This is a genomic window from Bradyrhizobium sp. AUGA SZCCT0169 (genome assembly GCF_018130085.1).
Lineage (GTDB): Bacteria > Pseudomonadota > Alphaproteobacteria > Rhizobiales > Xanthobacteraceae > Bradyrhizobium.
Genome location: NZ_JAFCMC010000012.1, coordinates 132,144 through 157,565, shown reverse-complemented (window position 1 = coordinate 157,565; position 25,422 = coordinate 132,144). Strand labels below are relative to the sequence as shown.

Genomic DNA, 25,422 nt, shown 5'->3' with positions numbered 1-25,422 from the left:
CAGGCGGCCCCGATGGAACATGTCAGTTTGACGAAAAAGAGTATACCAGCGTTCGTCATCTTCCAACAATCCCGGGCCCCCTGGCGTGTCCGTGTTCGTTCTGGCTGACCTGCACGCAGCGTGGGCCAGCCGACCACTCTAGGTGAGCTGCGCCAGCCAGACGGTATGACCGCCACAGTCCGGATCTTCGACGACATGCGCCACCACGTCGAAACCATTTGCGCAGAGCAGCGCGCGGTATTCGGCAGCGTCCAGGCTGGCATGATAGAGCGGCTCGCCCCTGTAGCTCCCGATCGCTTCGCCGTGCGCCGGACCGCTCGTGAACATCAATGCCGCGCGCGGCGCAGCGTGCTGCCGGAAGATGGCAAACATCCGGCGCTGGTCATCGGGACAGAGGTGGAAGAAGCTGTCCCAGGCCAGCAGACCGTCGAAGCGTCGCGCAAGCGAGAGCGTGCGCATGTCGGCGACGTGCCACGCGAGATCGGGAAAAGACGCCGTGCAAAGGGCGATCAGTTCCGGCGAAGAATCGACGCCGGTCACATGGCATCCCTGCTGGGTAAGATAACGCGCGATCGGTTCACCTGAGCCGCAGCCGATGTCGAGCACAGAAGCTGCACCCGGCAGCAACGCGCGAAACCGGCCGAGCCACGTGCGCTCCATCAGCCGGTTGCCGCGGTCCTGCGCCCAGGAGCGGGCGTGGCGTTGATAGAGTCTGATGATCCGGTCGGCGTCAGTCATAGCGGCATTTTGGCGTGGACGTTGTGAACGCGCCAGTCTCTCAACTCGTCATGCCCGGCTTGTCCCGGGCATCCACGTCTTGTCTCCGCGAAACAAGAACGACGTGGATGGCCGGGTCAAGCCCGGCCATGACGGAGAAATCAAATCCCCAGATAGCGGTGCTGCAAATCCGGCTCGGCGATCAACTGCTCCGACGTGCCGCTCCACACCGTGCGGCCGCGCTCGATGATGTAATGCCGGTCGGCGATGCGGGAGAGGTTGGCGACGTTCTTGTCGATCACCAGCACCGATTGCCCACGTCCCTTGAGCATCGACAGGCAGCTCCAGATTTCCTCGCGGATCAGAGGCGCGAGGCCTTCGGTGGCTTCGTCGAGGATCAAGAGTTTTGGATTGGTCATCAGCGCGCGGCCGATCGCGAGCATCTGCTGCTCGCCGCCCGACAGCGTCATGCCCATGTTGCCGCCACGTTCGGCAAGGCGCGGAAACAGCGCGTGGATTTTTTCGATCGTCCAGGGATCGGTGTTGCCGGCGCGATTGCCGGCAGCCGCGACCAGGTTTTCGTACACGGTGAGATTCGGAAAGATCTGGCGGCCTTCCGGCACCAGGCCGATGCCGAGTTTTGCGATCTTGTACGACGGCAGGCTGCGCACCTCCTCACCGGCGAAACGGATGGTGCCGGCGCGCGCCGCCGTCATGCCCATGATCGAGCGGATGGTCGTCGTCTTGCCCATGCCGTTGCGGCCCATCAGGGCGACCATTTCACCTGACTGAACCTTCAGCGACAGGCCGAACAGCACCTGGCTGAGGCCATAGCAGGTTTCGATGCCATCAATTTCGAGCAGAGTTTCAGCCGTTTTTGTTTCAGCCATGAGCGACCACCACGTGCTGATCGCCGAGATAGGCGCGCTTGACTTCATCGTTGTGGCGGATCGCATCGGGATCGCCCGACGCGATGACGCGGCCGTACACGAGCACGGTGATGCGGTCGGCGAGCGCGAACACCGCCTCCATGTCATGCTCGACCAGCACGATGGTGACTTCCTTGCGCAGTTCCTTCAGCAGCGCCACCATGCGCGCCGACTCGGTGACGCCGAGCCCCGCCATCGGCTCGTCGAGCAGCAGCAGTTGCGGCTTTGTGGCGAGCGCGACCGCAAGCTCGAGTTCGCGTTGTTCGCCATGGCTGAGTTCGGACACCGGCACGTCGGCGCGCGCCCCGAGCCCGACCCGCGTCAACGCGGCCTGCGCCGCGTCACGCAGAGGTCTTTCCTTGCGCGCATTGCCCCAGAACCGGAACGAGTGTCCGTCATGGGCTTGCGCCGCGAGCGCGACATTGTCGGCCGCGGTAAAATCCGGCAGCAGCGAAGTGATCTGGAACGAGCGCGCCAGCCCGAGCCGGCTGCGCTTATAGGACGGCAGGGCGGTGACGTCGCGGCCGCCGAAAACAATGGTGCCTGAGTTCGGCATCAACTGCCCGGTCAGCTGGCTGATCAGCGTGGTCTTGCCGGCGCCGTTGGGGCCGATGATGGCGTGCAATTCGCCAGGTATGACGTCGAGCGACAGATTGTCGGTGGCGAGGATGCCGCCGAACCGCCGCACCAGATTTTCAACGCGGAGCAAGGGATCAGCCACGGTTAAACCTCCCGAGCAGGCCCATGATGCCGCCGCGCGCGAACAGCACGATCAAGAGCAGCAGCGGCCCCATGATCAGCGCCCAGTATTCGGTGAATTGCGACAGCAGTTCTTCCAGCAGCAGAAAGAAGATCGTACCGATCACAGGGCCGAACAGCGAGCCCATGCCGCCGAACACCACCATCACCATGAGCTCGCCGGAGCGGGTCCAGTACATTCCGGCCGGGCTGACAAAGTCGGTATTGTTCGCCAGCAGCGCGCCGGCGAGGCCGCAGATGGTGCCGGAGATGACGAAGCAGACCAGCCGGTAGCGGTTGGCGTGGAAGCCGATCGCCTGCATGCGCTGCTCGTTGGAACGCACGCCCTGCACCACCAGGCCGAAGCGCGAATTGATGATCCGCCAGATCAGGTAGATGCCGCCGAACAGGCAGGCCAGACAGAGATAATAGAACTGCACGCGGTTCGACAGGTCGATCAGGCCGCCGAAAGTGCTGCGCTTGTAGATGGTCAGGCCATCGTCGCCGCCGTAACGCGACATGCCGGAGGCGATGTAATAGGCCATCTGCGCAAAGGCAAGCGTGATCATGATGAAGTAGACGCCGCGCGTGCGCAGACTGAGCGCGCCGATCACGAGCGCGTAGAGCGCCGACACGGCAAGCGCCACCGGCCACTGGATGAAGCCGGAGCCAACGCCTTCAAAGGCGAGGATGCCGACCGCATAGCCGCCGATGCCGAGATAGGCGGCATGGCCGAAGCTCATCATGCCGCCATAGCCCATGATGAGATTGAGGCTGGCCGCGGCCAGCGCGAAGATGATGATGCGGGTGAACAGCGTCAGGATGAAGATGTTGCCGGTGAGCTGCGAATAGAGCGGCAGCACGACCAGTCCGGCAGCGACCAGCGCCACGACGACGTTGCTTGTATTGAACTGTGATTTCATCGCTTGGCGGCCGGAAACAGCCCCTCCGGCCGCACCACCAGCACGATCGCCATCAAAAGATAGATCAGCATCGACGACAGCGCGGGTGCAGCGGTGGAAGCGGCGGCGGAGCTCAGCACCATGCGCAGGAGATCAGGCAGGAAGGCACGGCCGAGCGTATCGATCATGCCGACAAAGATCGCGGCGAGGAACGCGCCGCGGATCGAACCGATGCCGCCGATGACGATGATGACGAAGGCGAGGATGAGGATGTTCTCGCCCATGCCGATCTGCACGGTGAGGATCGGCGCCTGCATCAGCCCGGCAAGGCCGGCCAGCGCCGCACCAAGCCCGAACACCAGCGTGAACAGCAGTTTGATGTTGATGCCGAGCGCGCCGATCATTTCGCGGTTGGAGGCGCCGGCGCGGATCAGCATGCCGATCTTGGTCCGCATCACCACGACATAAAGCAGCGCGGCGACCGCGAGCGCGACGATGATGATCGACAACCGGTAGGCCGGATAGTACACGCCGGGGATGATCTGGACCGGCACGGTCAGCCAGGCCGGCAGCGGCAGCGCAAGGCCGGCCGGGCCCCAGATCAGCCGCACCGCGTCATTGAAAAACAGGATCAGCCCGAACGTAGCCAGCACCTGGTCGAGGTGGTCACGGCCGTAGAGATGCCTCAGCGCGACAAACTCCAGCACGATCCCGAGCAGCAGCGTGGCGCCGAGCGCCAGCAGGACGCCGAGGATGAAGCTTCCGGTCCAGGCGGTGAAGGTCGCGGCGAAATAGGCGCCCATCATGTAGAGCGAGCCGTGCGCCAGATTGACGAAGTCCATGATGCCGAACACCAGCGTCAGGCCGGCCGCCAGCAGGAACAGCAGCAGGCCGAACTGCAACCCGTTCAGCGATTGTTCGACAAGAACCAAGCTCGACCCCTAAAGCTCGAAACAAAACAGCGGCAGCGCCGTTGCGCCGCCGCTATTTTTATTGGGCGATGATCTTCGCCGAAACACTCATACCGCGACAGATCATGTGCCGGAAGTACCCGATCACTTCATCGGGCATTTATCGTGGAAGCCATCCTGGCTGTCCTTGACGATGGTGGCCACCGTCTTCAGCGCCAGCTGGCCATCGGCATCCTTGACCACGTCCTGCAGATAGAAGTTCTGGATCGGAATATGGTTCTTGCCGTATTTGAACGGACCGCGCACCGACTTGAAGTTGGCTTTCTCCATCTCGGCCTTCATCGCGTCCTTCTTCGTCACGTCGCCCTTGACCGCAACCACCGCGCTGTTGATCAGCTGCGCGGCATCATAGGATTGCGCGCCATAGAAGGTCGGGCGCAGGTTCGGATATTTCTTGCGGTAGTCCTCGACGAACTTCTTGTTCTCGGGATTCGGCAGGTCGTTGACCCATTGCTGGGCCCCGGGAACGCCGAGCGCGTTCTCCTTCTGCAGCGGCAGCGACAATTCATCGATGGTGAACGCCGTATAGAGCGGGATCTGCGCCTTGATGCCGGCCTGCGCATACTGGTTGAGGAACTGCACGCCGGCAGCGCCCGGATAGAACACGAAGATCGACTCGGCCTTGGAGTTCTTGGCCTTGGTGAGTTCGGCGGAGAAGTCGAGCTGGCTCGGCCACACCGTGTATTCCTCACCGACCACCTGGCCCTTGAACGTGCTCTTGACGCCGGCCAGCATGTCCTTGCCGGCGGCATAGTTCGGACCGATCAGGAACACCGACTTGACGCCCTTCTGGTTCATGTAGGTGCCCATCGCCTGCGGCGTCTGGTCGTTCTGCCAGGAGGTCGAGAACACGTAAGGCGAGCACAATTCGCCGGCGAGCTGCGAGGGACCGGCATTGGCCGAGATCAGGAACGTTTTGGAATCGACCGCGGTCTTCAGCGAGGCCAGCAGCACGTTCGACCAGATGTAGCCGACGATGAAGTCGACCTTGTCGGACTGGATCAGCTTTTCGGTCTTCTGCTTGCCGACATCCGGCTTCTGGCCGTCGTCCTCATAGATCACCTCGACCGGCCTGCCGTCCATCTTGCGGCCCAGATGGTCGAGCGCCAGTTCGAACGAGTTGCGCATGTCGTTGCCGATCGCAGCCGTGGGGCCGCTGAAGGTCGAAACGAAACCGATCTTGATGCTGTCGGCGCCAAGCGCGGGCTGGGCCAGCGCCAGAGCCATTGCGCCCGCCAGCCAGAATGTCTTTTTCATATTCACTCCCCTCCTCATTATCTATTTGTTACGCCAGCCAATGCGGCTGCCGTTCGAGGCCTGCGCCTTCGTATGATCCCGGTAAGCCCGGATATTTTGTGCGCGAAATCTCCGGCCCGCAGCAAGCACGAACCGAACGCTCCGATTAGAACCTTCGGCCCATACCCCAGCGGCCTGCACCATAATTCGCAGACGGCGCCGAAGGCAAGAACTATAGTTCCGGTTGCCGGGGCAACAAATGTCGCAGGCTCGGCCGCGGCACGATCGGAAGAGACAGCGTGCGCCATCATGTTCATGGCGCCTGATCCGGTTGGGGCGCGGCGCTTCGTCGCCACTCCGCCCAGTTCGGCCGGTCGAGCTGGAACAGATCGGTGCAGCGGGCGTACCAGCCGCTGCCGTGCATGCGGCCGATCAACTGCAGCGCAGGCGTATCGATATAGCAGCGCGCTTTGTCCTGAACCGCGGAATCTTCGACGTGCGCGCAGAGGATGCGGCCGATCACGGCGGTCTGGCGCGGTCCGGTCACCATCGAACTCAGCACCCGGCACTCGAAGGAAACCGGGGACTCCGCAATGCGCGGCGGCCGTATCGCATGTGACGGAGCGGCGGTGAGGCCCGCCAGCGCAAGCTCGTCGATATCGGGCGGCGCATCGATGCAGGTGACGTTCATGGCCGCGGCATTCCGTTCGGAAACTAGGTTCACCACGAACTCTCCGGTCGCGAGAATATTCGTCGCGGTATCCTTGAAGCGCCCCGGCCCGGCGAGCAGCCCGATCGCAAGCGTCGGCGGCTCATGCCCCAACACGTTGAAGAAGCTGTAGGGCGCCGCGTTGATGACACCGTCTTCGGACAGGGTCGTCACCCAGGCGATCGGCCGCGGCGTCACTGTGGCCGTCAATATCTTGTAGCGTTGTTGAGCCTCCAGCGTCTCCATGTCGAACAACATCGCCGGCCCCCGCGCTCAGACCGCCACGACCGGATGACGCAGCCGGCCGATGCCGGCCACTTCCGCCTCGACGACATCGCCCGGCCACAGCCATTCCTGCGGTGTCCGCCCCGCGCCGACGCCGTCGGGCGTGCCGGTCGCGATGATGTCGCCCGGCTCGAGCGTGATCGCGGCCGAAATGTCCGATATCAGCAGCGGCACCTTGAACAGCATGTGGCGGGTGTTGGAGCGCTGCTTCTCGACGCCGTTCACCGTGAGCCAGAGATCGAGCGCGTGCGGATCGCCGATTTCATCTGCCGTCACGATGCACGGACCGAACGGCGCATAGGTGTCCTGGCCCTTGGAATAGATCCACTGCCCGGCGCGGCGGTTGTCGCGGGCGCTGACGTCGATCATCACGCTGTAGCCGAAAACGAAATCGAGGGCCTGCGCTTCCGATATCCGGCGCGCCGTTCGGCCCATCACGACGGCAAGCTCGACTTCCCAGTCGAGTTGCCGCGTGATGGTCCTGTTGTGCTCGATGGCCTCATTGGGCCCGATCACGCTGGTCGGAGGCTTTGAAAAGATGATCGGCTGCTTCGGCAATTCCTTCGCGGTGTCCAGCGCCCGGGACGATTCCGCGACGTGCTCGACATAGTTCAGCCCGATCCCGAAGATGTTCTTCCGCGGCCGCGGGATCGGCGCCAGCAGCTTGACATTGGCCAGCGGCAGCGCGGCGCCCACCGGCCACTGGCTTGCATGATCGCTTAAAATCTTCTTCAGCGCCATCGTTGCCAGCGGCCCGAGATCGATCAGATCGAGCATCGAGGATGGCAATGCTGTGCCGGCATGCGCGCCGATCCGCTCGACGTCCACGACCAGGTCATCGACGATGGCACCGAGGCGGGCCGCCGCCTCGATGTTGGCGCGGTAGGTAACAAGACGCATGGTTGGATCCTTAAGATGTCAGCGGCTGCCGGCCTTGATTGTCGCCATAGGCTTCCTCGCGATACAGGCCGAGGGCATGCATCACAGGCAGATCGTTGAAGGTGAACAGGCAGGCATCGTCGCTGGCAGATCCGTTGACATGCTCATGCCAGGACCAGGACGGCACACAGAAGATGTCGCGCTCCTTCCATTCGAAGCGCTTGCCGTCGATGATCGAGTGACCGCTTCCCTTCGCCACCTGGTAGATGAAACTACCGGTGTGACGATGGGCCTTGGTGGCCTCGCCGGGCCGCAGCAGCTGCATGGACGCACCGATCGTCTGCATCACAGGACCGCCGGTGACGGGATTGACGTAGTTCATCAGCACGCCGTCATAAAGCGAGCCGTCGGAGGCCTTGCCGTAGCGCTGCAGCGCCTCGTAGGTCGGCCCCCACTCGTATTTCAGGAGCGGTGAATATCCGCGCGTCCATTCCGCGCCCGCAGGACGCAAGCCGGGATTGCCCCAGGCATGCGTCATGTCGTCGACGGGATAACCAACCTCCTGCTGCATCTTCGGATGCACCGCGTAGAAATTGGCTTCGAGCGTGTTCACGAGCGGGATGTCGAGACCGTCCTGCCAGATGCACGGCGTGCCTTCGCTGGCGACGCCATGCTCGTGCCACGTGCCATTGGGCGTCAGCACGAAATCGTTGGCGCCGAGCGTGAGCTTGTGGCCGTCGACAATGGTGTAGGCGCCCTCGCCTTCCATGATGAAGCGCAGCGCCGAGGCCGAATGGGCATGGGCGGAGGCGACCTCGCCGGGGTGCATCACCTGCAGACCGGAATACAGCCAGCCCACGGCGGCGGCATGATCACGGCGACCGGGATTGTTCAGATAGATGACGCGGCGGCCGGCCTTTTCGGGAGACACCAGTTCGACGGACCGCAGCACATGCCGGCGCAGGTCCTCATAGCGCCAGAGCACGGGGACGGATGACGATTTCGGCTGCCAGGGCTCGATCTTGTTGGCGACCGTCCACAGCGCACCCGCGTCCAGATTTTCCAACTCGTCGTAATAGGCGAGCAGCTCCGGGGTGTCCTCGACATTGGCGCGCCCGGCGACGTCTTCCCGGTGGTTTTCGCGGCGTCCTGTTGCCATTTCGCTCTCCCTGGATTGCCAATCATATAAAATAGGATATATGTTCGAAGCAACATAAAATTTTCGAAAGAAGTCGAAACCGGCAAATGGCGACCGCGAGAGCAGGAAACATGGCAGGCGTGGCAAGCGACCGCCGGATCGTCAGCGAAGGAGCGGGCGAGCCCGCAACATTGAGTGAAGTCGCCTATCAGCGTCTGCGTGCCGACATCGTCTCCGGCGCGCTCGACGCGGGCAAGCCGCTGCGGCTCGAAGCGCTGAAGCAGCGCTATGGCCTAAGCTTTTCGCCGCTGCGCGAGGCGTTGATGCGGCTGCAGTCCGAGCGCCTGGTGTTCTCGACGGCGCTGCGCGGCTTTTCCGTCGCGCCGCTGTCGCGCGAGGAAATGAAGGACGCGACGGAAACCCGCATCCTGATCGAATGCGAAGCGCTGCGCCGATCGATGCAGGACGGCGACGATGACTGGGAAGCCGGCATCGTGGCCGCCTTCCATGCGCTCAGCCTGCAGGCCGAACGGCAGTTGCGCCTCTCCGGCGAGGTGGACGCCGTCGACATGCATGCGATGGACGAGCGGCACTATCAATTCCATCGGGCGCTGATCGCCCATTGCCGGTCGCCGCGGCTGCTCGACCTGGCAGACCAGCTCTATGTCGAAACCCAGCGCTACCGGCTGCCATGCCTGGTCGGCCCGGTGGCGGGAACGCCGGCGCGCGACGTTGCCGCCGAACATCAGCAAATCATGGACGCCGCGCTACGCCGCAGCGAAGATGCCGTGCGTTACCTGGCCGAGCATTACCGGCGAACCGCAGACATCATCGAGGCGTCGACCGCGTGGCCGTCGTCAGCGTAACGGTCATCCGTTTGCGCTGGTCCAGAACGCGCGCAGAGTTGCTCAAACCTGATATTCAGCCCCATCGATGACGTAAGGCGCGTGGCGGAAATCCCTGATGGTGGCGACCTTGTCGGCCGACCAGTTCAGCAGCATGAAGTATTTCAGCTTCGAGTTGGGCTCGTTCGGATCGAACACCAGAACCGCCGGTTGCCCCTCCACCAGGCCAGGCACCAGATGCCAGTCGCTGACTTTGGAATAGTTGCCGAAGTAACGCGACACTTCGGCCTTGCCGGTCATGCGGGCCTTGTTGACGAGATCGAGCCGTACGTCATCCGCAATCATGGCGCGGATGGCGTCGAAATCCCGCGCATTGAAATGGGCGACATAAGCGCCGAGCCGCTTGCGATCGGCGTCGGACAATTTCGGCTGCGGCGCATCGTCAGGCTCATCGGCATATTTTCGAAGTTGTGCGCGGCCGCGAACCAGCGCGGCCTTGGCCGCGGCAAGGCTCACGTCCATGACAGCGCAGATTTCCGCCAGCGAATATCCGAGCACATCCATCAGGATCACGGATGAGCGTTGCGTCACATTGAGGCGCATGAAGGTGCGCAGACTGGCGTTCGCGATCTGGCGGCTTGTCACGGCATCGAGCTGGTCGGCCATCATCTCCGCCTCCTCCCCCGAAAAAAGCGCCTCCTGGCGCTTGCGCCTACGCAAAAAGTCCAGCGCGGTGTTGTGTGCAATCCGGAACAGCCAACCCTCGGGATTGCCGCTGGAAAACGCTCTAGGGGCTGACAAGGCTTCCACCGCCTTGATCAGCGCGTCCTGCAGCACGTCCTCGCCGTCGATCACCGAACCCACCATGCGCGCGCAATAGCGATGCAGTTTTGGCCGCAGCGCGACCAGAAGCGCATCGATATCCGTCGCGGCTGGCGAGGCTTCAGGTAACTCTGTCATTCGCGCTTCCGAAGAGCTCATATCTCGCCCAGCATCCGATAATTGCCGACGATGGTAACGGCGCGCGCCAGCGGCGGTTCAGCGCAACGCTCCCGAATACCACTCTGGAAGGCGGCAAACGATGCCAGTTTGGGCAACGCGCTGGCGCCATCATCGGCCGTGGTCTCAACGAAATGGATGAACGTATCGTCTTCCAGCCGCAGCGAGAGATAACGGACGCCCTCCGGCTGCAGCGCCTTCAGTTCGGCAAACACCGCGGCGACCAGTTCGGCGTTCTTCTCGGTCATTTCAGGTTTTGTTTTATACCTGATCAGGGTCCGTTTCATGTGCTTCTCCATGGCGTGGGTGCTGCAGAACCTGGCAGCTCGACCCAAGGACGTCTGGCGGTGGGCAAAGGATGCAGGCTCGAAAAGAATATTTTCGGCCATGTGTTTCATCCCTCACGATGCGCTTTCGCTATCGGTCGATTGGCAAACACGGCTTGAAGCTTCTCTTGGAAGCAGTGCACAAATAACTACATAATGAGGGCACGGAGACATCTCGAACCGAGGCCGGATTCCATGACGACAGTGCCGAAACGTCAGCACCACGTGGTGATCGTCGGCGCCGGTTTCGGCGGGCTGGAAGCCGCCTTCGGGCTAGCCGGCGCACCTGTCAAAATCACGCTGATCGACCGGCGCAACCACCATTTGTTCCAGCCGCTGCTCTATCAGGTTGCCACCGCATCGTTGGCGACCTCCGAGATCGCCTGGCCGATCCGTTACCTCTTGCGCGACCGGCCCGATGTCACGACGCTGTTCGCCAACGTCAATGGCGTCGACGCCGCGGGCAAGCGCGTGCTGCTCGATGACGGCGAGGCACTGCCCTATGACACGCTGATCCTTGCCACCGGTGCGCGTCACGCCTATTTCGGCCACGACGAATGGGAACCGTTCGCACCCGGGCTGAAAACGCTGGAGGACGCCACCACGCTGCGGCGGCGCATCCTGGTCGCCTTCGAGCGCGCCGAGCGCGAAACCGATCCGGCGCGGCGCGCCGCGCTGCTGACTTTCGTCATCATCGGCGCAGGCCCCACCGGCGTCGAACTCGCCGGCACCATCGCCGACCTCGCCAGGGACACGCTGCCGAAGGATTTCCGCAACATCGACACCAGCAAGGCGCGCGTGGTGCTGATCGAGGCAGGTCCTCGCGTGCTCGCGGGCTTTCCCGACGATCTCTCGGCCTACGCGCAAACCTCACTCGAGGGCCTCGGCGTCGAAGTGATGCTGGGAAAGCCGGTGACGGAATGCAGCATCGATGGCGTGGTCTATGGCGACACCAGGCTCGACGCGAAAACCATCATCTGGGCCGCGGGCGTACGTGCCTCACGCGCGGCCGAATGGCTGGGCGCGCCCGCCGATCGCGCCTATCGCGTGCAGGTAAAGCCGGACCTGACAGTGCCCGGTCATCCCGATATTTTCGCTGTGGGTGACACCGCAACGATTGCAGATGCGAGCGGAAATCCGGTGCCCGGCATTGCGCCGGCGGCCAAGCAACAGGGCCGCTACGTCGCTGCCCTCATCAAGGCGCGGCTCGGCGGCGGGACGCTGCCACCGTTCCGCTACAAACATGCCGGCAGCCTGGCGCAGATCGGCAAGCGCAAGGCGGTGATCGATTTCGGCTGGATGAAGCTGCGCGGCAATCTCGCCTGGTGGATCTGGGGCATCGCCCACATCTATTTCCTGATCGGCCTGCGCCACCGGCTCAGCGTCGCCATGAGCTGGCTCTGGATCCACGCCAGGAATCAGCGAGCGGCGCGGCTGATCACGCAAGGGAGCAGCAAGGTGACGGGGTGAGCGATCTTCTCCCTCGCCCCGCTCTTGCGGGGAGAGGGTCGGGGTGAGGGGCTCTCTCCAAGAGTGACGTCACTCGTGAGACCTGTACCCCCTCACCCGGATCGCATCTGCGATGCGATCCGACCTCTCCCCGCAGCGGGGTGAGGTAAGAAACCGCGACGGCGCGACCCTCACTTCACCAATGAACACCCGCCGTCCGCCATCGGCCGGAACGCCTGATCGGCCGGGATCGTCGAGACCAGCTTGTAATAGTCATACGGATATTTCGACTCCGCCGGCTTCTTCACCTCGAACAGGTACATCGGGTGGATGACGCGGCCGTCCTGGCGGATGGTGACGTCGCCGAACAGCTTGTCCTTACCCTTGAACTTCTTCATCTGCGGCACCGCGTCCTTGGCGTGGTCGCTGCCGGTCGCCGCCACCGCGTTGAGATAGGCCAGCGTGGAGGCATAGACGCCGGCCTGGTTGCCGCTCGGCATCTTGCCGTTCATGCCCGGCCGCGCCGCAAAGCGCTTTGCGAACGCGCGGGTGTCGTCATCCATGTCCCAGTAAAACGCCTCCAGCAGTTGGAGCCCCTGCGCGATCTTCAATCCCATGCCGTGCACGTCGTTGACGAACAACAGGAACGCCACCATGGTCTGGCCGCTCTGCTGGATGCCGAACTCATTGGCCTGCTTGACCGCATTGATGGTGTCGCCGCCGGCATTGGCAAGGCCGATCACCTTGGCCTTGGAACTCTGCGCCTGCAGCAGGAACGACGCGAAGTCCGACGTGCCGAGCGGATGCTTGCTCGAGCCCAGCACCTTGCCGCCATTCTTTTCGATGTAGTTGGTGGCTTCGGCCTCGATGCCCTTGCCGAGCGCATAGTCGACCGTGACGAAGTACCAGTCCTTGCCACCGCGCCCCATCATCGCCGCCGCCGTGGTGTTGCCGGTGGCCCAGGCGTCGTTGACCCATTGAATGGTGTTGGGCGAACAGGCCTTGCCGGTCAGGTCGGAGCTCGCTGTCGATGACGCCAGGAACGTCATGCGGGAGTCCCGCACCAGCGCATTGATGGCGAGCCCGACCGCCGAGTTCGGCACGTCGACAATGGCATCGACACCCTCGACATCGAGCCATTTGCGCGCGATCCCCTGACCGACGTCAGCCTTGTTCTGGTGATCGGCATAGACGATCTCGACCTTGATGTTCTTGCCGCCGCCGCCAAAATCTTCCGCCGCCATGCGCGCGGCTTCCACCGACCCCATGCCGTTGGTGTCCTGGAAGATGCCGGAGATGTCGTTGAGCACGCCGACCCGGACGACATTTTCGGAAATCTCCGCCCGCGCCGGTCCGAACGCGGCGCAGGATAGCGCGAGCGCCAGATAGACCCTGGTATTCTTCATCATTCTCTCCCTATCGATGTGATCGTTGTTGTTCCCGGACTGCGCCGGGTTTGAATTCAGATCTGCCGGTCCGGCAGCCGCACGACGAGGCCGTCGAGCTCCGGCGTGATCTTGATCTGGCAGGACAGCCGGCTGTTTGGCAGCCGCTCGGCGGCGACGCCGTGGAGCAGCTCATCCTCCTCCTCGCTCATCGTCGCGAGCCGCGCGATCCAGCCTTCATCGACATAGACATGGCAGGTCGCGCACATGGTGTTGCCGCCGCACTCGGCCACGATCTCGTCGACGCCGTGCGTGGTTGCGACCTGCATGACGCTGTCGCCGGCGCTCGCGTCGACGCGTTCGGAACGGTTGTCGGGGCGATTGAAAATGATGGTCGGCATGATCAGGCTCACGCTGCTTTGATTGACACGGGCAGGCTTTCGAGGCCGCGGAGCGTGTTGTTGAAACGGCGCGTCGCCGGCCCCGTGATCTCGATCGCACTGACCCGTTTGGCCAGCGCCGAAAGCACCGCCTCGCCTTCCAGCCGCGCGACCAGCTGGCCGACGCACATGTGGATGCCGGAGCCATAACCGACATGGCCACTGGTCTTGCGGGTAACGTCATATTCGTCAGGCCGGTCCCATCGCCGCGGATCGCGGTTGGCGGCGGCGAGGAACATCAGGATTTTCTCGCCCTCGCCGATCCGCGACCCGCTGATCTCGACGTCCCGTGTCGTGGTCCGGAAGAACGTCTGCACCGGGCTTTCGAACCGCACCGCCTCCTCAAAGGCGTTGCGCGCCAGCGTCGGGTCACTCCGCAGCCGCGCCCATTGATCGGGAAAACGCGCCAGGCAATAGACCGCCGCGCCGATGCCGTTGACCGTGGTATCGAGGCCGGCGCTGAGCAGCGAGCGCACCAGCAATGGCGCTTCCGCCGCCGTGATGTCGCCGGCATCGGCGCGGGCATGGATGCAGTCGCCGAAACCGCCGGGCGCGAGATTTTCGCGCTGGCATTGTTCGGCGACATAGGCCTGATGCGGCGCGGAGCGTTCGATCGCGTCCTGGCGCAGCTGGTTCGGCGGCCCGAACGAATTGAAGACGAGGCTCGCATAGGGCAGCAGGTTTTCGCGCCCCTCCGGCTTGAGCCCGAGCGCATCGGGAAACACGGACAGCGGATAGGCCTCGGCGAGATCGGCGATGGCGTCGAAGCTGCCTTTGGCGAGCAGCGCTTCCACCCGGGATTCGGCGGCTGCGACAAAGCTGCCGCGCAATTGCTTCATCACCGTCGGCGAGAGCACCCGGCTCAGCACCGCCCGCGTGCGCGCATGTTCCGGCGGATCGGCCTCCAGAATGATGCTTTGCGGCCGCCAGGCCTTTTCCTTCGCAAAGTCGCTGAGGCCGACGCCGCGGCTGGAGCAGAAGGTCAGGGGATCGTTGAGGACGGCATGGACCTCGGCATGGCGGGCGACGCCGTAGACCTTCCATTTGTCGAACCAAACGACCGGCCCGGCTTCCCGGAGCACCTCGTGGGCGGGATGCGGGTCTTCGAAGAACTCGATCGAGAACGGATCGATGTCCATATGCGGCACGCCTGCCGATGGCGTGAAGCCTGATGCACTCATTCCGACCTCCCAAAGTTTGTTCTTGTAAAGCGCTGGCGCATGTCCCTATCTCTCAAGCCTAGCGTTTGCAGCGATGATCAGGGACATGAGCAGTCAACCACCCGCCAGGAATGCGCGCCGGCCGAGACCGGTGGAGGTCGCAGATGCCGATGACGGCCCGACCCTCGATCTCGAGCGCTACGTTCCGGCGTTCATCACCTTCATCGCCAACAAGCTCTCGAACAGCGCCACCGCGTTCTATCAGCGCAATTTCGGCGTCAACGTCACGGAATGGCGGATCATGTCGCTGTTGGCGATCGAGCCCGGCATCCCGGCCTCGCGGATCTGCCACGTGATCGGCTTCGACAAGGGGCCGGTCAGCCGCACCCTGTCGATGCTGCAGAAGCGCGGCCTGATCGCGATCCGGACCGCCCCGGACGACGGACGCACCCATTCGATATCGCTGACCGCGAAGGGACGCGCGACCCACGACAAGGTCATCGTCGCCGCGCTTGAACGCGAACGACGGCTGCTGTCCGTCCTGCGCAAGGACGAGCGGGAAGTGCTGATCGACCTGCTGCGCCGCGTCCACGGCAATCTCGACGCCGTCAAGGGCGTCGGTGGCCCGTAGGCGGCCCAGCAACGACCATTTCATGTGATGCGCGGCGGTCCGCGCCGCGTATGAAGCGGCGGCGTTCCGTGACCCGCCTTTGCTTTCGGGCATCCATACCTCCCTGCGAGACCCGGCAGCTGGGCTGCTTCTGTGGCCATCATTGATCGCGAGACTGTCACGAATTAGTTGCCGTGGCAACAATAGAGTGTTGCTAAGGCAACGAAATGGTTATGCCCGGCCTTGCCGCCTTCGCTAAAGCTTCGGCGGGCCGACCACTCGTGGCCCCGTCGAAGCCCTGGCGGAGACGGGTGCCGGGCATCCACGTCTTTGCATCCATTAAGCAAGAAAGACGTGGATGGCCGGGACAAGCCCGGCCATGACGAGAAAGCGAAAGTACTGACTGCTTTTGGGCCAGACCCTGACGATGATCGCGCGCTACGGCGCGCCGTCTATTTCGACAGCGGACAGCCGCCGTCCTTCTCGGGCCGGAATGCATCCTCGCCCTTGATCGTGCCGACCACTTTCAAAAGGTCCCATTTCGACTGCGACTCATCGGGCTTCTTGACCTCGAGCAGATAGAGCGGATGGATCTTTCGGCCGTCGGCGCGAATGAAGCCCTTGCCGAACAGGGGATCGTCGGTCGGGATCGCCTTCATCGCTTCGACAACGGCCTTGCCGTCGGTGGCGCCGCCAGCCTTGTCGACGGCCTTGAGGTAGTGAATCACCGAGGCATAGACGCCGGCCTGCATGTCGTTGGGATAGTTCTTCTGCGGGTGGCGCTCGGCAAACTTTGCGGCGAAGCGGCGGGTGCCGTCGTTCAGATCCCAGTAGAACGGATTCATGATCTGCGCGCCCTGTGCCGCCTTCAGCGTCAGCGCCGGCAACCCGTTCATGCCAAGGATCAGGCCGACCAGCTTCTGCTTCTGGGTCAGGCCGAATTCGGCCGCCTGCTTCATCGACGTAATGGTGTCGTCGCCGGCATTGGCGATGCCGACGATATCAGCACCCGAGCCTTGCGCCTGCAGCAGGAAGGAGGCGTAATCCGCCGTCCCCAGCGGATGACGGACGGCGCCGACCACCTCGCCGCCGGCGGCCTTAACCGCTTCCATCGCCTGCTTTTCCAGGTCATGCCCGAACGCATAGTCGGCGGTCAGGAAGAACCATTTCTTGCCGCCCTTCGCCACCACCGCCTTGCCGAGACCGTGGCCATAGGCGTAGGTGTCGTAGGTCCAGTGTACGGTGTTGGGGGTGCATTTCGCGCCGGTCAGCAGCACGGTTCCGGCGCCGGAGCCGATGAACACCTTGTTTTTCTGTTCGCTGATGCCGGCGACCGCGAGCGCGATCGCCGAGTTCGGCAGATCAAAGATCGCATCGACGCTTTCGTTTTCATACCAGCGCCGCGCGATGCCGACGCCGATGTCAGGCTTGTTCTGGTGATCGGCCGCGACCACCTCCACGACCTTGCCGGCGGCCTTGCCGCCGTAATCCTCGACCGCCATCTGCGCCGCGACCACCGAGCCGATGCCCTGGTAGGTCGCGAACACGCCGGACTGATCGTTCAGGATACCGATGCGGACTTTTTCCTGCGCCTGCGCGCCCGAGACGAGCAGGACCGCGGCCGCAGCAACCAGCGGCGTCTTCAGCCGCGAAAAAACATGACCCATCCGGACCTCCCTGTGTTTACAACTCCAAAAGGCAATCTTCACGCTGCCGAAATTACTTATATAATATAAGTATTTTTCGGAGAGTCAATCTCGACCGGGAATCACCGAACAATGCAAAAGACCCGCAGCCGCGCCGCGGCGAAAAAAACCCCGCTGGTTGAAACCGCCGATGACAAGAAAAAGTCGCTCGATCTGAGCGCGTTACAGCAGACGCCCGGGTTCATGATCCGGATCCTGCAGCTCTTGAATTTCGAAGCTTTCTTCCGGCACTTCCAGGCGCTGGAAGTGTCGCCGGTGGAATATTCCATCCTCATGACCGTGCGCGACAACGAGGCCGTGACGCAGAGCGAACTCGCCGCAGTGCTCAAGATGCAGCTGCCCAACCTCGTGAAGATCCTGTCTGCCATGGAAGAGGCCGGCATCGTGAGGCGCAAGCGATCGTCCCGCGACAAGCGCGCGGTCGAGCTTTCGCTCAGCGCGGCCGGGCAAAGACGGGCCGATGAGGCAAGCCGGGCTGGCGAGATCTTCAATGAACAGACGCTCGCCCCGCTCAGCAAGCCAGAGAGGGCGGCATTTCTTCACATGCTGACGCGGCTGGTCGAGGCCTACCGGCGCGAACTTTCGCGAAGCGAAATCGCTTGATATCTAGCCGGCGCAGCCGATCCACTCGGTCGACGCGCCGTCGTCCAGCGTCGCTACCGCGCCTGCCCGCCGGGTCAGCACCGCGCGCTGGTTGATGTAGCCCTTGTCGGTGATCTCGCCACCATCGACGGAGGCAGGCTCGGCCAAAAGCAACGCGCGCGTGGCGTGGCCGGATGAGTTGCCGCCCTGCGCTTTCAGTTTGGCGAGGCCCTGCCCGATCGCGGCGCGAACTTTTTCGTGACCGATGACCTCGTCGGCGCCGGCGCCGTCGGGCAGACCGGCATGGGCACGACAAGCGGCGATGTTGGGGAACACCAGAAAACGGACTTCATCGCCACCATGGCCGGTGACGACGATGTCCTGCGCCAGCGGCGCGAGTGCTGCGATGCCGGCGACGCGCAGCGTGCCGACATTGACCCAGGTACCGGAGTTGAGCTTGAAATCCTCGGCGACGCGGCCGTCGAAGAACAATCCGAGTTCTGGTCGCTCAGGATCGGCAAAGGTCACGGCATCGCCGATCAAATAAAAGCCTTCCGCATCGAATGCCTGCGCGGTGAGTTCCGGCGCCTTCCAGTAGCCCGGCGTGACATTCGGTCCGCGCACCCGCACTTCGAGCTTGTCGCCTGACGGTACCAGCTTCAGCTCTGTCCCTGATATCGGCACGCCGATATTGCCGGAGCGCCTGGCCTGGAAATGGCAGTCGGTCGCGAGCGGCGAGGTTTCGGTCGAGCCCCAGGCCGATACCATCGGCAACGCGCGGCCGCTGGTTTTGATCGAGAGTTCCTCCAGCGCATCCCAGAGATTCTGCGGCAGCGCGGCACCCGCATAGAACGCGAACTTCACCTCGCTGAAAAACTTGCCGCACAGCTCGTCGTCACTGCGGAGCGCCGCGATCAGCATATCAAAACCGCGCGGCACATTGAAATACACCGTCGGCATCACGCTGCGCAGGTTCGCCAGCGACGTCGCGAACAGCCCCGGCGCTGGCTTGCCGCCGTCGACATAGAGCGTGCCGCCATTGCGGAGCACCAGATTGAAATTGTGGTTGGCGCCGAACGTGTGGCTCCACGGCAGCCAGTCGAGAATCACGAGATCGTCGCGCGCCGCCTCGAGGAACGTCCAAGTCTGCGCCTTGGCCTGCTGGCTCGAGGTCAGCATGCGCTGGGTGTTGATCACAGCCTTCGGCGTGCCAGTCGAACCCGAGGTGAACAGGAACTTTGCAATCGTGTCCGGCGTCACCGCCTTGAAAGCCTTTTCGACGGCCGGCGTTTCCGGCGTCGCCGCAACCGAGCGGAACGGGATCACATCGCTATCGCTGGAATCGCTGCTGACGATCGCAGCCGAGTGCAGCGGTGCAATCGCCGCGAGCGCCGCCGCGAATGGCTTGGCGCTGGAGACATAGATCGCGCCGGGCCCGAGCAGCTTGATCATGCCCTTGAGCTTGTCGAAATCTTTCGACATCAGCGAATAGGCCGGCGAGATCGCCGCCGAGGGCACGCCGACATGCTGGGCGGCCAGCGCGAACAATGCATGGTCGACGCTGTTGTCGGACAGGATCACCAAGGGCCGTTCCGCGCTCAGCCCCTGCGCCAGAATCCACGCCGCAGCCGAGCGAACCTGCCGCAATGCACCGGCATAAGTGACCTTGTTCCACGGCGCATCCGGCGTCTTGCGGTCGGCAAGAAAAATCCGCTCCGGCGTCTGCCGGGCCCAATGTTCCAGCCAATCGCCGACGCAGCGCGCGCCTGGCTTCAGCGGCACCGTCGATTTCAGGATGATGCTGCCGTCCGCGCGGCGATCGGCAGAGATCGCAGGCCTCGCGAACAGCGCTTCGGATGGGTCGCGGCCTGTGGCGGCGGCTGTCGTCATCGGTTTCCTCCTCGCGCGGCCCGTCGGCCGCCGGCCTCTTTGGGCCGCTCTTGCGCATATTGTTGGTCACAACAATTGTTGTCGTCAACAACAATATTTCCTTCCCGGCCGCAAAGCGCTAGAAGGAGAGCGACGCGGGGAGAAGCATGTGTCCAGCAGAGCGACCCAACCAGCCTTGAAAACCCCCGTTTCCGCGAACGACAAGCGCGGAAATGGCAAGGCACGCCACCGGGAGCAAGATATCGAGGTCGGCCTCGACGGGCTGGTCGGCCATGCCGGCTACGCGGTGCGGCGCTTCCAGATCTGGATCTTTCAGGACTTCATCCGGACGCTGGCGGCGGTCGATATCAAGCCGACGCAATATTCGGTGCTGACGGTGATCGGTGCCAATCCGGGCCTGAGCCAGATGGCGGTCGCCAAGCGGCTCGGGATCGAGCGCGCCCGGCTGGTGCACCTGCTGGACAGTCTCGAAGATCGCAAGCTGGTGCGGCGCGTCCAATCCAGGACCGACCGCCGTTCCCACGCGCTGCACCTGACCGGGCGGGGCGAGGCATCGCTGCGGCAGTTCAAGCTGCTCGCGGCCGAACACGAGCGTCACGTCGCCGAGAAGATCGGGGCCGCGAATCGGGAGCACCTGCTCCGGATTCTGGCGGCGTTCACCTGAGCGCGCGGGCGCGACGAACTCCAAGCCCCACAACTGACAATGCCGCCTACAAATTAGGCAGAGACAAGGCGCCGCGCTTGGACCGCGGACACGCCTCGTTTTCCGACAAGGCAACTAACCCACGAACATTGCAGGGTTATTGCCGTCTCTTGGGTTGCATCCCTAATTGTACACAATGGCACATCGCTTGCTTCAATCCGGACGGAACTCCTCGCTTTGGTAAGTCGACCGTGACTGACCTCAGCCAACCCAGGACGGGGCATCAATTGACTGAAACCGTTGCTGCGATCGTCGCCGCGCACCGCGCCGGCACCATGACGCCGGCGCAAACCGTCGCGCGCAGCTATCAGCGCATCCGCGACCACAACGATCCGGCCGTGTTCATCTCCCTGCGCGACGAAAGGGACGCGCTGGCGGAGGCGCAAGCGCTGAGCGCAAAGGATCCGGCGACGCTTCCGCTGCTGGGCGTGCCGGTCGCGGTGAAGGACAATATCGACGCGCTGGGCCTGCCGACCACGGCCGCCTGCCCGGCGTTTTCTTATTCGCCGACGCAGGACTCGACCGCGGTCGCAAAGCTGCGCGCGGCCGGCGCCATCATCATCGGCAAGACCAATCTCGACCAGTTCGCGACCGGCCTCGTCGGCGTGCGCTCGCCCTATGGCATCCCGACAAATCCGATCCGCGCCGATCTCGTTCCGGGCGGATCGAGTTCGGGATCGGCAGTCGCGGTGTCAGCCGGATTGGTGCCGCTGGCGCTCGGCACCGACACCGCCGGAAGTGGCCGTGTGCCGGCGATGCTCAACAACATCGTCGGGTTGAAGCCGAGCCTCGGGCTGATCTCCAATGCCGGGCTGGTGCCGGCCTGCCGCACGCTGGATTGCATTTCGGTGTTCGCGCTCACGGTGGATGACGCCGTGGCGGCGCTATCAGCGATGGCCGGCCCCGATGACGCCGATCCGTTTTCACGCGACCGGCCGCTCGGCGCGGTCACCGCGTTTCCCGGACAGTTGCGGCTCGGCGTTCCCCGTAGCGGTCAGTTGATCTTCTTCGGCGACCGTGAGTCGGAGCAGGCCTATGGCGAAGCGCTGAAGCGCTGGACCTCACTCGGCGCAACCCTGGTCGAATTCGATCTCGAACCGTTTTATGAGACCGCGCGGCTGCTCTATGAGGGACCGTGGGTCGCCGAACGTTTTCTCGTGATCCGCGATCTCCTGGCATCGTCGCCGGATGCGATTCATCCCGTCACGCGCGAGATCACCATGGCCGGCGCGCGGCCGACCGCGGCCGATACCTTCGCGGCGCTCTATCGTTTGCAGGCGCTGCGGCGCGTCGCCGAGCGCACCATTACCGACATCGACGCGCTGGTGCTGCCGACGGCGCCAACCGCCTATTCAACGGCGCAGGTGCTGGCCAATCCGATCGAGCTCAATTCCAGGCTCGGCACCTACACCAATTTCGTCAATCTGCTCGATCTCTGCGGGCTGGCATTGCCGGCGGCGATGCGGCCGGACGGCATCCCGTTCGGCATCACGCTGCTCGCGCCGGCCGGCCACGACGCGCAGCTCGCCAGCATGGGCCGCGCCTTCCATGCCCACACTGGACTGAAGATGGGCGCCAAGGGCCTGACGCAGCCGCCGCTCGCAGCGCCCTCGCCACAACTCAGCGGCGACGAAATCGCAATCGCGGCGGTCGGCGCGCATCTATCCGGCATGGCGCTGAACGGCGAGCTGACGTCACTCGGCGGACGCCTGCTGGAGGAAACCTCGACCGCGCCGAACTACAGGCTCTATGCGCTCGACACCACGCCGCCAAAACCCGGCATGCTGCGCGTCAAGGCTGGCGCGGGATCGCAGATCAAGCTCGAACTCTGGGCGCTGTCGGCGGCGGCGTTCGGAAAGTTCGTCGCCGCGATTCCGCCGCCGCTGTCGATCGGCACCATTCGTCTCGCGGACGGCCGCGGCGTGAAGGGGTTTTTGGTCGAACCGGCGGCTGTTACAGGCGCACGCGATATTTCCGCATTCGGCGGCTGGCGGGCGTTCATGGCGCAGAGATGAGAGGCGAGTAGCGAGTAGCTAAGCGAACCTCCCTATTCGCTATTCGCCACTCCCCATTCGCCCACTTACACCGACACCGCGTAGAGCTCATACTCCCCGCGCACCAGTTCGATATGCGCACGCATCGCGGCCGCGGCGCCGGTTTTGTCGCCGCGCATGATCGCGACCACGACACGGTCGTGCTCGGCGTGCGATTTGGCGAGGCGGCCGAGATTGCGGAACTGGGCACGCCGGAACGGCTGCACCCGCACCCGCGTCGCTAGCGTCATCTCGGCGATATAGCCGTTCTGCGAGCCGGCATAGATCGCGTTGTGAAAGCGCTCGTTGACTTCGTGGAATCTTTCAGGATTGCCGGCGTAGCTCAGCACCCGCAATTCCTCGTGGATGCTTTCGAGCTTCTGGCGATCCGCCGCCGGCATCCGCTCCGCGGCAAGGCCTGCGCACAGCGCTTCCAGCTCCGCCATCGCCTCGAACATTTCGGTTAGCCGCTCGATCGACGGCTGCGCCACCACGGCGCCGCGATGGGCGCGGGATTCGACGAGACCGCTCGCCACCAGCTGCCGCAGCGCCTCGCGCACCGGCGTCCGCGACACGCTGAAGCGCCGCGCAATATCGGTCTCGTCCAGCCCCGACCCCGGCGCCAGCACGCCGCGCACGATCTCGTCCGCGAGCTGCAGCCGAAGTTCCTCCGCGCGCGTGACCTTGTCCGCCTGCGGCGAGGCGCGGTCGACGCGCCGCACCACCGGCTCGCCTTCGGGGCCGGATTGCGGGCTGCGGGTAGGAAGATCGTCAAGGCTCATGTCGTTTGACCCAAATCCTTTCGAAATCCTACCCTACGAGGCCGGCTCGTCGATGATGCTGACGTGGGCGGCGACGATTCTCCACCCCTCAGGAAACCGCACCCAGGTCTGCATCTGCCGCCCCACCTTCTTGCCGCTCCACGCATCGCGATAGAACAACGTCGAGGCAACAGCGGTATCGCGGCCATAGCTGGTGATCACAGTCTTGTCGGTCGTACGCATCAGCCCCACCGGCGAGCGGCCGGCGCGGAACGCCATGATGGCCTCATAGCCGTAGAGGTTTTCGTTGATGCCGTAGCGCAGCGTGCGGGGATCGTTGCGGAACAATTCATCCAGCACCGCGACGTCGTTCGATACCAGCGCCGCTTCATAGCGCGCGAATTGCGCTGACACTTCAGCGAGCACGTCGGGAAGATCGATATCCATGGCTAAATTCCTCGCTAAATTCCTCTTGGCGCAGGCGCCGCAGCAACGCCGGATTGCTCCAATGCACGAGAGACGCGAAGCGCGATATCCTCGCGCCAGGGTGCGGCGATGATCTGGACCCCGATCGGCATCGGCTCCAGCGGCACCGGCACCGCGACCACGGGCAGTCCGATGAACGAAATCGGCTGGGTATGGATGCCGATATTGGCGCGCACCGGTAGTTCGACGCCGTCGAGCTTGAACGTTACCTGCCCGAGTTTGGGCGCGGTGCAGGGCGTGGCAGGCGCGATGATCACGTCGACCGATTTGAACAGCTCCAGCACTTGCATGCGATACCAGCGGCGGAATTTCTGCGCCCGATCGACCAGCGGCGCCGGCACCATCGCGCCCGCGATCAGGCGATCGCGCACCGCCGGATCGAAATCGTTCGGGCGCTTGCGCAGGCGATCAAGATGCAGCGAAGCGCCTTCGGTGGTGGAAATCACGTAAGCTGCGGCGCGAGCTCGCGCGGCCTCGGGGATTTCGATCGTCTGTGTCGCATCAAGCGCCTTGGCGACGCGCGCGACGGCCTCGACCGCTTCAGGGAACACATTCTCCTGGAAATAGCCGCCGGCGATTGCGACGCGCAGCCCGCCGATACCATGCGCCAACTGCGACGTCACCGGCTCAACCGGCCGCGTCGTGCACGCGGCATCATCGGCATCCGGCCCCTGCATCGCATCATAGGCCAGTGCGAGATCGCCGACGCTGCGCGCAAGCGGTCCGAGATGATCGAAGCTCGCGACAAACGGAAACGACCGTGCCCGCGACAGCCGGCCATAGGTCGGCTTCAAGCCAAAGATTCCGCAGAAGGACGACGGCACCCGGATCGAGCCATTGGTATCCGAGCCCAGCGCGATCGGCACCAGGCCGCCGCCGACCGAACTGCCGGAGCCGCCGGAGGAGCCACCCGTCATGCGCGTCGGATCGTGCGGATTGCGCGACGGGCCGTCGTGGACGTTCTCGCCGGTGAAGTCGTAGGCGTATTCGCCCATGTTGAGCGCGCCGACCAGGACGGCGCCTGCCGCCTCCATGCGCTCGACCAACGTCGCATCGCGCGAAGACGGCGCGAGGTCGCGGTTGATCTTCGAGCCCGCGCGCGTCGGCAGGCCCTTGACGTCGAACAGGTTTTTCACCGCGAATGGCACGCCCGCGAGCGGGCCGACTTTCTGTCCCGCCGCAATCGCCGCATCGACGGCGCGGGCTTTCGCACGTGCGCGATCCGCGGTGACGTCAGTGAAGGAGTTCAGGACGGAATCATGCTTGGCGATCCGCGCCAGCGCGTCTTCGGTCGCGGCGAGCGCGGTCATCTTGCCGCCGGCCACGGCCCGGGCGATCTCTTCTGCGGTCATGGCGCGGTCAGGCTGCGAAGACACTGGCGGGCTCGGTTTCGTCGGGCAATGCAAATTCATCGACCAGCCGCGCCAGCCTCAGCGATACTTCAAGATTCGCGCGCACCGCCGGCCGCCAGGAATCCTCCACCGGCAACGCCAGCGCTTTCGCGACGGCGTCGATATATTCGTCCAGGGGTTCGGCCATTTCG

Annotated in this window: 26 protein-coding genes; 6 read left to right on the top strand and 20 right to left on the bottom strand. The window is 63.9% G+C overall.

Annotated elements, in window-relative coordinates:
* Positions 1-138 precede the first annotated feature (138 nt).
* The 9 genes from JQ609_RS16535 to JQ609_RS16495 all read right to left on the bottom strand — a co-directional run bounded on the left by JQ609_RS16535 (position 139) and on the right by JQ609_RS16495 (position 8,525).
* Positions 139-738 (bottom strand): trans-aconitate 2-methyltransferase, encoded by a 600-nt coding sequence (locus JQ609_RS16535; protein ID WP_212274194.1) that lies wholly within the window; start codon positions 736-738, stop codon positions 139-141.
* A 140-nt stretch (positions 739-878) separates the two neighbouring features.
* Complete coding sequence (locus JQ609_RS16530; RefSeq protein WP_212274193.1) at positions 879-1,607, bottom strand: ABC transporter ATP-binding protein; 729 nt, start codon at positions 1,605-1,607, stop codon at positions 879-881.
* On the bottom strand, positions 1,600-2,367 hold the full coding sequence (locus JQ609_RS16525) for an ABC transporter ATP-binding protein (RefSeq protein WP_212274192.1): 768 nt from the start codon (positions 2,365-2,367) through the stop codon (positions 1,600-1,602). The genes JQ609_RS16530 and JQ609_RS16525 overlap by 8 nt, the downstream gene beginning before the upstream one ends.
* Positions 2,360-3,307: a branched-chain amino acid ABC transporter permease gene (locus JQ609_RS16520; protein ID WP_212274191.1), complete on the bottom strand. Its 948-nt coding sequence runs from the start codon at positions 3,305-3,307 to the stop codon at positions 2,360-2,362. Before JQ609_RS16520 ends, JQ609_RS16525 begins: the two co-directional genes overlap by 8 nt.
* Positions 3,304-4,218 carry a branched-chain amino acid ABC transporter permease gene (locus JQ609_RS16515; protein WP_212208856.1) on the bottom strand — a complete coding sequence of 305 codons (915 nt, stop codon included), beginning with the start codon at positions 4,216-4,218 and terminating at the stop codon, positions 3,304-3,306. The genes JQ609_RS16520 and JQ609_RS16515 overlap by 4 nt, the downstream gene beginning before the upstream one ends.
* A 123-nt stretch (positions 4,219-4,341) precedes the next feature.
* Positions 4,342-5,514, bottom strand: coding sequence for an ABC transporter substrate-binding protein (locus JQ609_RS16510; RefSeq protein WP_212274190.1), 1,173 nt, complete (start codon positions 5,512-5,514; stop codon positions 4,342-4,344).
* A 292-nt stretch (positions 5,515-5,806) separates the two neighbouring features.
* Complete coding sequence (locus JQ609_RS16505) at positions 5,807-6,460, bottom strand: flavin reductase family protein (protein WP_212274189.1); 654 nt, start codon at positions 6,458-6,460, stop codon at positions 5,807-5,809.
* A 15-nt stretch (positions 6,461-6,475) separates the two neighbouring features.
* Positions 6,476-7,387, bottom strand: coding sequence for a fumarylacetoacetate hydrolase family protein (locus JQ609_RS16500; protein ID WP_212274188.1), 912 nt, complete (start codon positions 7,385-7,387; stop codon positions 6,476-6,478).
* A gap of 10 nt (positions 7,388-7,397) precedes the next feature.
* The gene (locus JQ609_RS16495; RefSeq protein WP_212274187.1) at positions 7,398-8,525 is read right to left on the bottom strand and encodes a cupin domain-containing protein; all 1,128 of its coding nucleotides are present in this window, start codon (positions 8,523-8,525) and stop codon (positions 7,398-7,400) included.
* Positions 8,526-8,635: 110 nt separating this feature from the next.
* On the opposite strand from JQ609_RS16495, the gene JQ609_RS16490 reads away from it, so the two are divergent.
* Complete coding sequence (locus tag JQ609_RS16490) at positions 8,636-9,370, top strand: GntR family transcriptional regulator (protein WP_212274186.1); 735 nt, start codon at positions 8,636-8,638, stop codon at positions 9,368-9,370.
* 42 nt (positions 9,371-9,412) lie between these two features.
* Here JQ609_RS16490 and JQ609_RS16485 read toward each other — a convergent pair whose 3' ends face one another.
* Positions 9,413-10,309: a sigma-70 family RNA polymerase sigma factor gene (locus JQ609_RS16485; RefSeq protein WP_212274185.1), complete on the bottom strand. Its 897-nt coding sequence runs from the start codon at positions 10,307-10,309 to the stop codon at positions 9,413-9,415.
* Positions 10,310-10,326: 17 nt separating this feature from the next.
* On the bottom strand, positions 10,327-10,737 hold the full coding sequence (locus tag JQ609_RS16480) for a hypothetical protein (RefSeq protein ID WP_409363554.1): 411 nt from the start codon (positions 10,735-10,737) through the stop codon (positions 10,327-10,329).
* A gap of 132 nt (positions 10,738-10,869) precedes the next feature.
* On the opposite strand from JQ609_RS16480, the gene JQ609_RS16475 reads away from it, so the two are divergent.
* Positions 10,870-12,144 carry an NAD(P)/FAD-dependent oxidoreductase gene (locus tag JQ609_RS16475; RefSeq protein ID WP_212274184.1) on the top strand — a complete coding sequence of 425 codons (1,275 nt, stop codon included), beginning with the start codon at positions 10,870-10,872 and terminating at the stop codon, positions 12,142-12,144.
* Between the two features lie 170 nt (positions 12,145-12,314).
* Here JQ609_RS16475 and JQ609_RS16470 read toward each other — a convergent pair whose 3' ends face one another.
* From JQ609_RS16470 to JQ609_RS16460, 3 genes are read right to left on the bottom strand one after another with little or no spacing between them, the layout of a single operon-like run.
* A complete protein-coding gene (locus tag JQ609_RS16470) occupies positions 12,315-13,529 on the bottom strand; it encodes an ABC transporter substrate-binding protein (RefSeq protein ID WP_212274183.1) in 1,215 nt (404 codons plus the stop codon).
* Positions 13,530-13,585: 56 nt separating this feature from the next.
* Positions 13,586-13,909, bottom strand: a complete 324-nt coding sequence (locus tag JQ609_RS16465) for a 2Fe-2S iron-sulfur cluster-binding protein (protein WP_212274182.1) — start codon at positions 13,907-13,909, stop codon at positions 13,586-13,588.
* 8 nt (positions 13,910-13,917) lie between these two features.
* Positions 13,918-15,129: a cytochrome P450 gene (locus JQ609_RS16460; RefSeq protein ID WP_212208865.1), complete on the bottom strand. Its 1,212-nt coding sequence runs from the start codon at positions 15,127-15,129 to the stop codon at positions 13,918-13,920.
* Positions 15,130-15,214: 85 nt separating this feature from the next.
* Between JQ609_RS16460 and JQ609_RS16455 the strand changes: the two genes are divergently transcribed.
* On the top strand, positions 15,215-15,739 hold the full coding sequence (locus JQ609_RS16455) for a MarR family winged helix-turn-helix transcriptional regulator (protein ID WP_212274181.1): 525 nt from the start codon (positions 15,215-15,217) through the stop codon (positions 15,737-15,739).
* A 431-nt stretch (positions 15,740-16,170) separates the two neighbouring features.
* Here the strand turns inward: JQ609_RS16455 and JQ609_RS16450 are convergent, their stop codons facing one another.
* Positions 16,171-17,385 carry an ABC transporter substrate-binding protein gene (locus JQ609_RS16450; RefSeq protein WP_212274180.1) on the bottom strand — a complete coding sequence of 405 codons (1,215 nt, stop codon included), beginning with the start codon at positions 17,383-17,385 and terminating at the stop codon, positions 16,171-16,173.
* A 111-nt stretch (positions 17,386-17,496) separates the two neighbouring features.
* On the opposite strand from JQ609_RS16450, the gene JQ609_RS16445 reads away from it, so the two are divergent.
* Positions 17,497-18,027 (top strand): MarR family winged helix-turn-helix transcriptional regulator, encoded by a 531-nt coding sequence (locus JQ609_RS16445; RefSeq protein WP_212274179.1) that lies wholly within the window; start codon positions 17,497-17,499, stop codon positions 18,025-18,027.
* 3 nt (positions 18,028-18,030) lie between these two features.
* Here the strand turns inward: JQ609_RS16445 and JQ609_RS16440 are convergent, their stop codons facing one another.
* On the bottom strand, positions 18,031-19,896 hold the full coding sequence (locus JQ609_RS16440) for a feruloyl-CoA synthase (RefSeq protein ID WP_212274178.1): 1,866 nt from the start codon (positions 19,894-19,896) through the stop codon (positions 18,031-18,033).
* A 241-nt stretch (positions 19,897-20,137) separates the two neighbouring features.
* Between JQ609_RS16440 and JQ609_RS16435 the strand changes: the two genes are divergently transcribed.
* Both JQ609_RS16435 and atzF read left to right on the top strand, forming a co-directional pair.
* Entirely contained in the window at positions 20,138-20,560 is a 423-nt protein-coding gene (locus JQ609_RS16435; RefSeq protein ID WP_312014865.1) for a MarR family transcriptional regulator, read from the top strand.
* Positions 20,561-20,826: 266 nt separating this feature from the next.
* Positions 20,827-22,614 (top strand): allophanate hydrolase, encoded by a 1,788-nt coding sequence (gene atzF, locus JQ609_RS16430; protein WP_212274177.1) that lies wholly within the window; start codon positions 20,827-20,829, stop codon positions 22,612-22,614.
* 65 nt (positions 22,615-22,679) lie between these two features.
* Here atzF and JQ609_RS16425 read toward each other — a convergent pair whose 3' ends face one another.
* Genes JQ609_RS16425 through JQ609_RS16410 form a run of 4 tightly spaced genes read right to left on the bottom strand, consistent with a single transcriptional unit; the run spans position 22,680 to position 25,418 of the window.
* On the bottom strand, positions 22,680-23,414 hold the full coding sequence (locus JQ609_RS16425; RefSeq protein WP_212208871.1) for a GntR family transcriptional regulator: 735 nt from the start codon (positions 23,412-23,414) through the stop codon (positions 22,680-22,682).
* Between the two features lie 33 nt (positions 23,415-23,447).
* Positions 23,448-23,840 carry an oxalurate catabolism protein HpxZ gene (hpxZ, locus tag JQ609_RS16420; protein ID WP_212208872.1) on the bottom strand — a complete coding sequence of 131 codons (393 nt, stop codon included), beginning with the start codon at positions 23,838-23,840 and terminating at the stop codon, positions 23,448-23,450.
* Positions 23,841-23,854: 14 nt separating this feature from the next.
* Positions 23,855-25,231 carry an AtzE family amidohydrolase gene (locus JQ609_RS16415; RefSeq protein WP_212274176.1) on the bottom strand — a complete coding sequence of 459 codons (1,377 nt, stop codon included), beginning with the start codon at positions 25,229-25,231 and terminating at the stop codon, positions 23,855-23,857.
* 7 nt (positions 25,232-25,238) lie between these two features.
* A complete protein-coding gene (locus JQ609_RS16410; protein WP_212274175.1) occupies positions 25,239-25,418 on the bottom strand; it encodes a DUF4089 domain-containing protein in 180 nt (59 codons plus the stop codon).
* Between the last annotated feature and the right edge of the window lie 4 nt (positions 25,419-25,422).

What these genes read in the sequence shown, in the direction of transcription:
- JQ609_RS16410 (WP_212274175.1), bottom strand. Translation starts at nt 25,418, where the DNA reads ATGGCCGAACCCCTGGACGAATATATCGACGCCGTCGCGAAAGCGCTG.
- JQ609_RS16520 (WP_212274191.1), bottom strand. Translation starts at nt 3,307, where the DNA reads ATGAAATCACAGTTCAATACAAGCAACGTCGTCGTGGCGCTGGTCGCT.
- JQ609_RS16475 (WP_212274184.1), top strand. Translation starts at nt 10,870, where the DNA reads ATGACGACAGTGCCGAAACGTCAGCACCACGTGGTGATCGTCGGCGCC.
- JQ609_RS16495 (WP_212274187.1), bottom strand. Translation starts at nt 8,525, where the DNA reads ATGGCAACAGGACGCCGCGAAAACCACCGGGAAGACGTCGCCGGGCGC.
- JQ609_RS16445 (WP_212274179.1), top strand. Translation starts at nt 17,497, where the DNA reads ATGCAAAAGACCCGCAGCCGCGCCGCGGCGAAAAAAACCCCGCTGGTT.
- JQ609_RS16415 (WP_212274176.1), bottom strand. Translation starts at nt 25,231, where the DNA reads ATGACCGCAGAAGAGATCGCCCGGGCCGTGGCCGGCGGCAAGATGACC.
- JQ609_RS16455 (WP_212274181.1), top strand. Translation starts at nt 15,215, where the DNA reads ATGAGCAGTCAACCACCCGCCAGGAATGCGCGCCGGCCGAGACCGGTG.
- JQ609_RS16500 (WP_212274188.1), bottom strand. Translation starts at nt 7,387, where the DNA reads ATGCGTCTTGTTACCTACCGCGCCAACATCGAGGCGGCGGCCCGCCTC.
- hpxZ (WP_212208872.1), bottom strand. Translation starts at nt 23,840, where the DNA reads ATGGATATCGATCTTCCCGACGTGCTCGCTGAAGTGTCAGCGCAATTC.
- JQ609_RS16460 (WP_212208865.1), bottom strand. Translation starts at nt 15,129, where the DNA reads ATGAGTGCATCAGGCTTCACGCCATCGGCAGGCGTGCCGCATATGGAC.
- JQ609_RS16470 (WP_212274183.1), bottom strand. Translation starts at nt 13,529, where the DNA reads ATGAAGAATACCAGGGTCTATCTGGCGCTCGCGCTATCCTGCGCCGCG.
- JQ609_RS16425 (WP_212208871.1), bottom strand. Translation starts at nt 23,414, where the DNA reads ATGAGCCTTGACGATCTTCCTACCCGCAGCCCGCAATCCGGCCCCGAA.
- JQ609_RS16465 (WP_212274182.1), bottom strand. Translation starts at nt 13,909, where the DNA reads ATGCCGACCATCATTTTCAATCGCCCCGACAACCGTTCCGAACGCGTC.
- JQ609_RS16450 (WP_212274180.1), bottom strand. Translation starts at nt 17,385, where the DNA reads ATGGGTCATGTTTTTTCGCGGCTGAAGACGCCGCTGGTTGCTGCGGCC.
- JQ609_RS16510 (WP_212274190.1), bottom strand. Translation starts at nt 5,514, where the DNA reads ATGAAAAAGACATTCTGGCTGGCGGGCGCAATGGCTCTGGCGCTGGCC.
- JQ609_RS16490 (WP_212274186.1), top strand. Translation starts at nt 8,636, where the DNA reads ATGGCAGGCGTGGCAAGCGACCGCCGGATCGTCAGCGAAGGAGCGGGC.
- JQ609_RS16505 (WP_212274189.1), bottom strand. Translation starts at nt 6,460, where the DNA reads ATGTTGTTCGACATGGAGACGCTGGAGGCTCAACAACGCTACAAGATA.
- JQ609_RS16535 (WP_212274194.1), bottom strand. Translation starts at nt 738, where the DNA reads ATGACTGACGCCGACCGGATCATCAGACTCTATCAACGCCACGCCCGC.
- JQ609_RS16530 (WP_212274193.1), bottom strand. Translation starts at nt 1,607, where the DNA reads ATGGCTGAAACAAAAACGGCTGAAACTCTGCTCGAAATTGATGGCATC.
- JQ609_RS16480 (WP_409363554.1), bottom strand. Translation starts at nt 10,737, where the DNA reads ATGGCCGAAAATATTCTTTTCGAGCCTGCATCCTTTGCCCACCGCCAG.
- JQ609_RS16485 (WP_212274185.1), bottom strand. Translation starts at nt 10,309, where the DNA reads ATGACAGAGTTACCTGAAGCCTCGCCAGCCGCGACGGATATCGATGCG.
- JQ609_RS16440 (WP_212274178.1), bottom strand. Translation starts at nt 19,896, where the DNA reads ATGACGACAGCCGCCGCCACAGGCCGCGACCCATCCGAAGCGCTGTTC.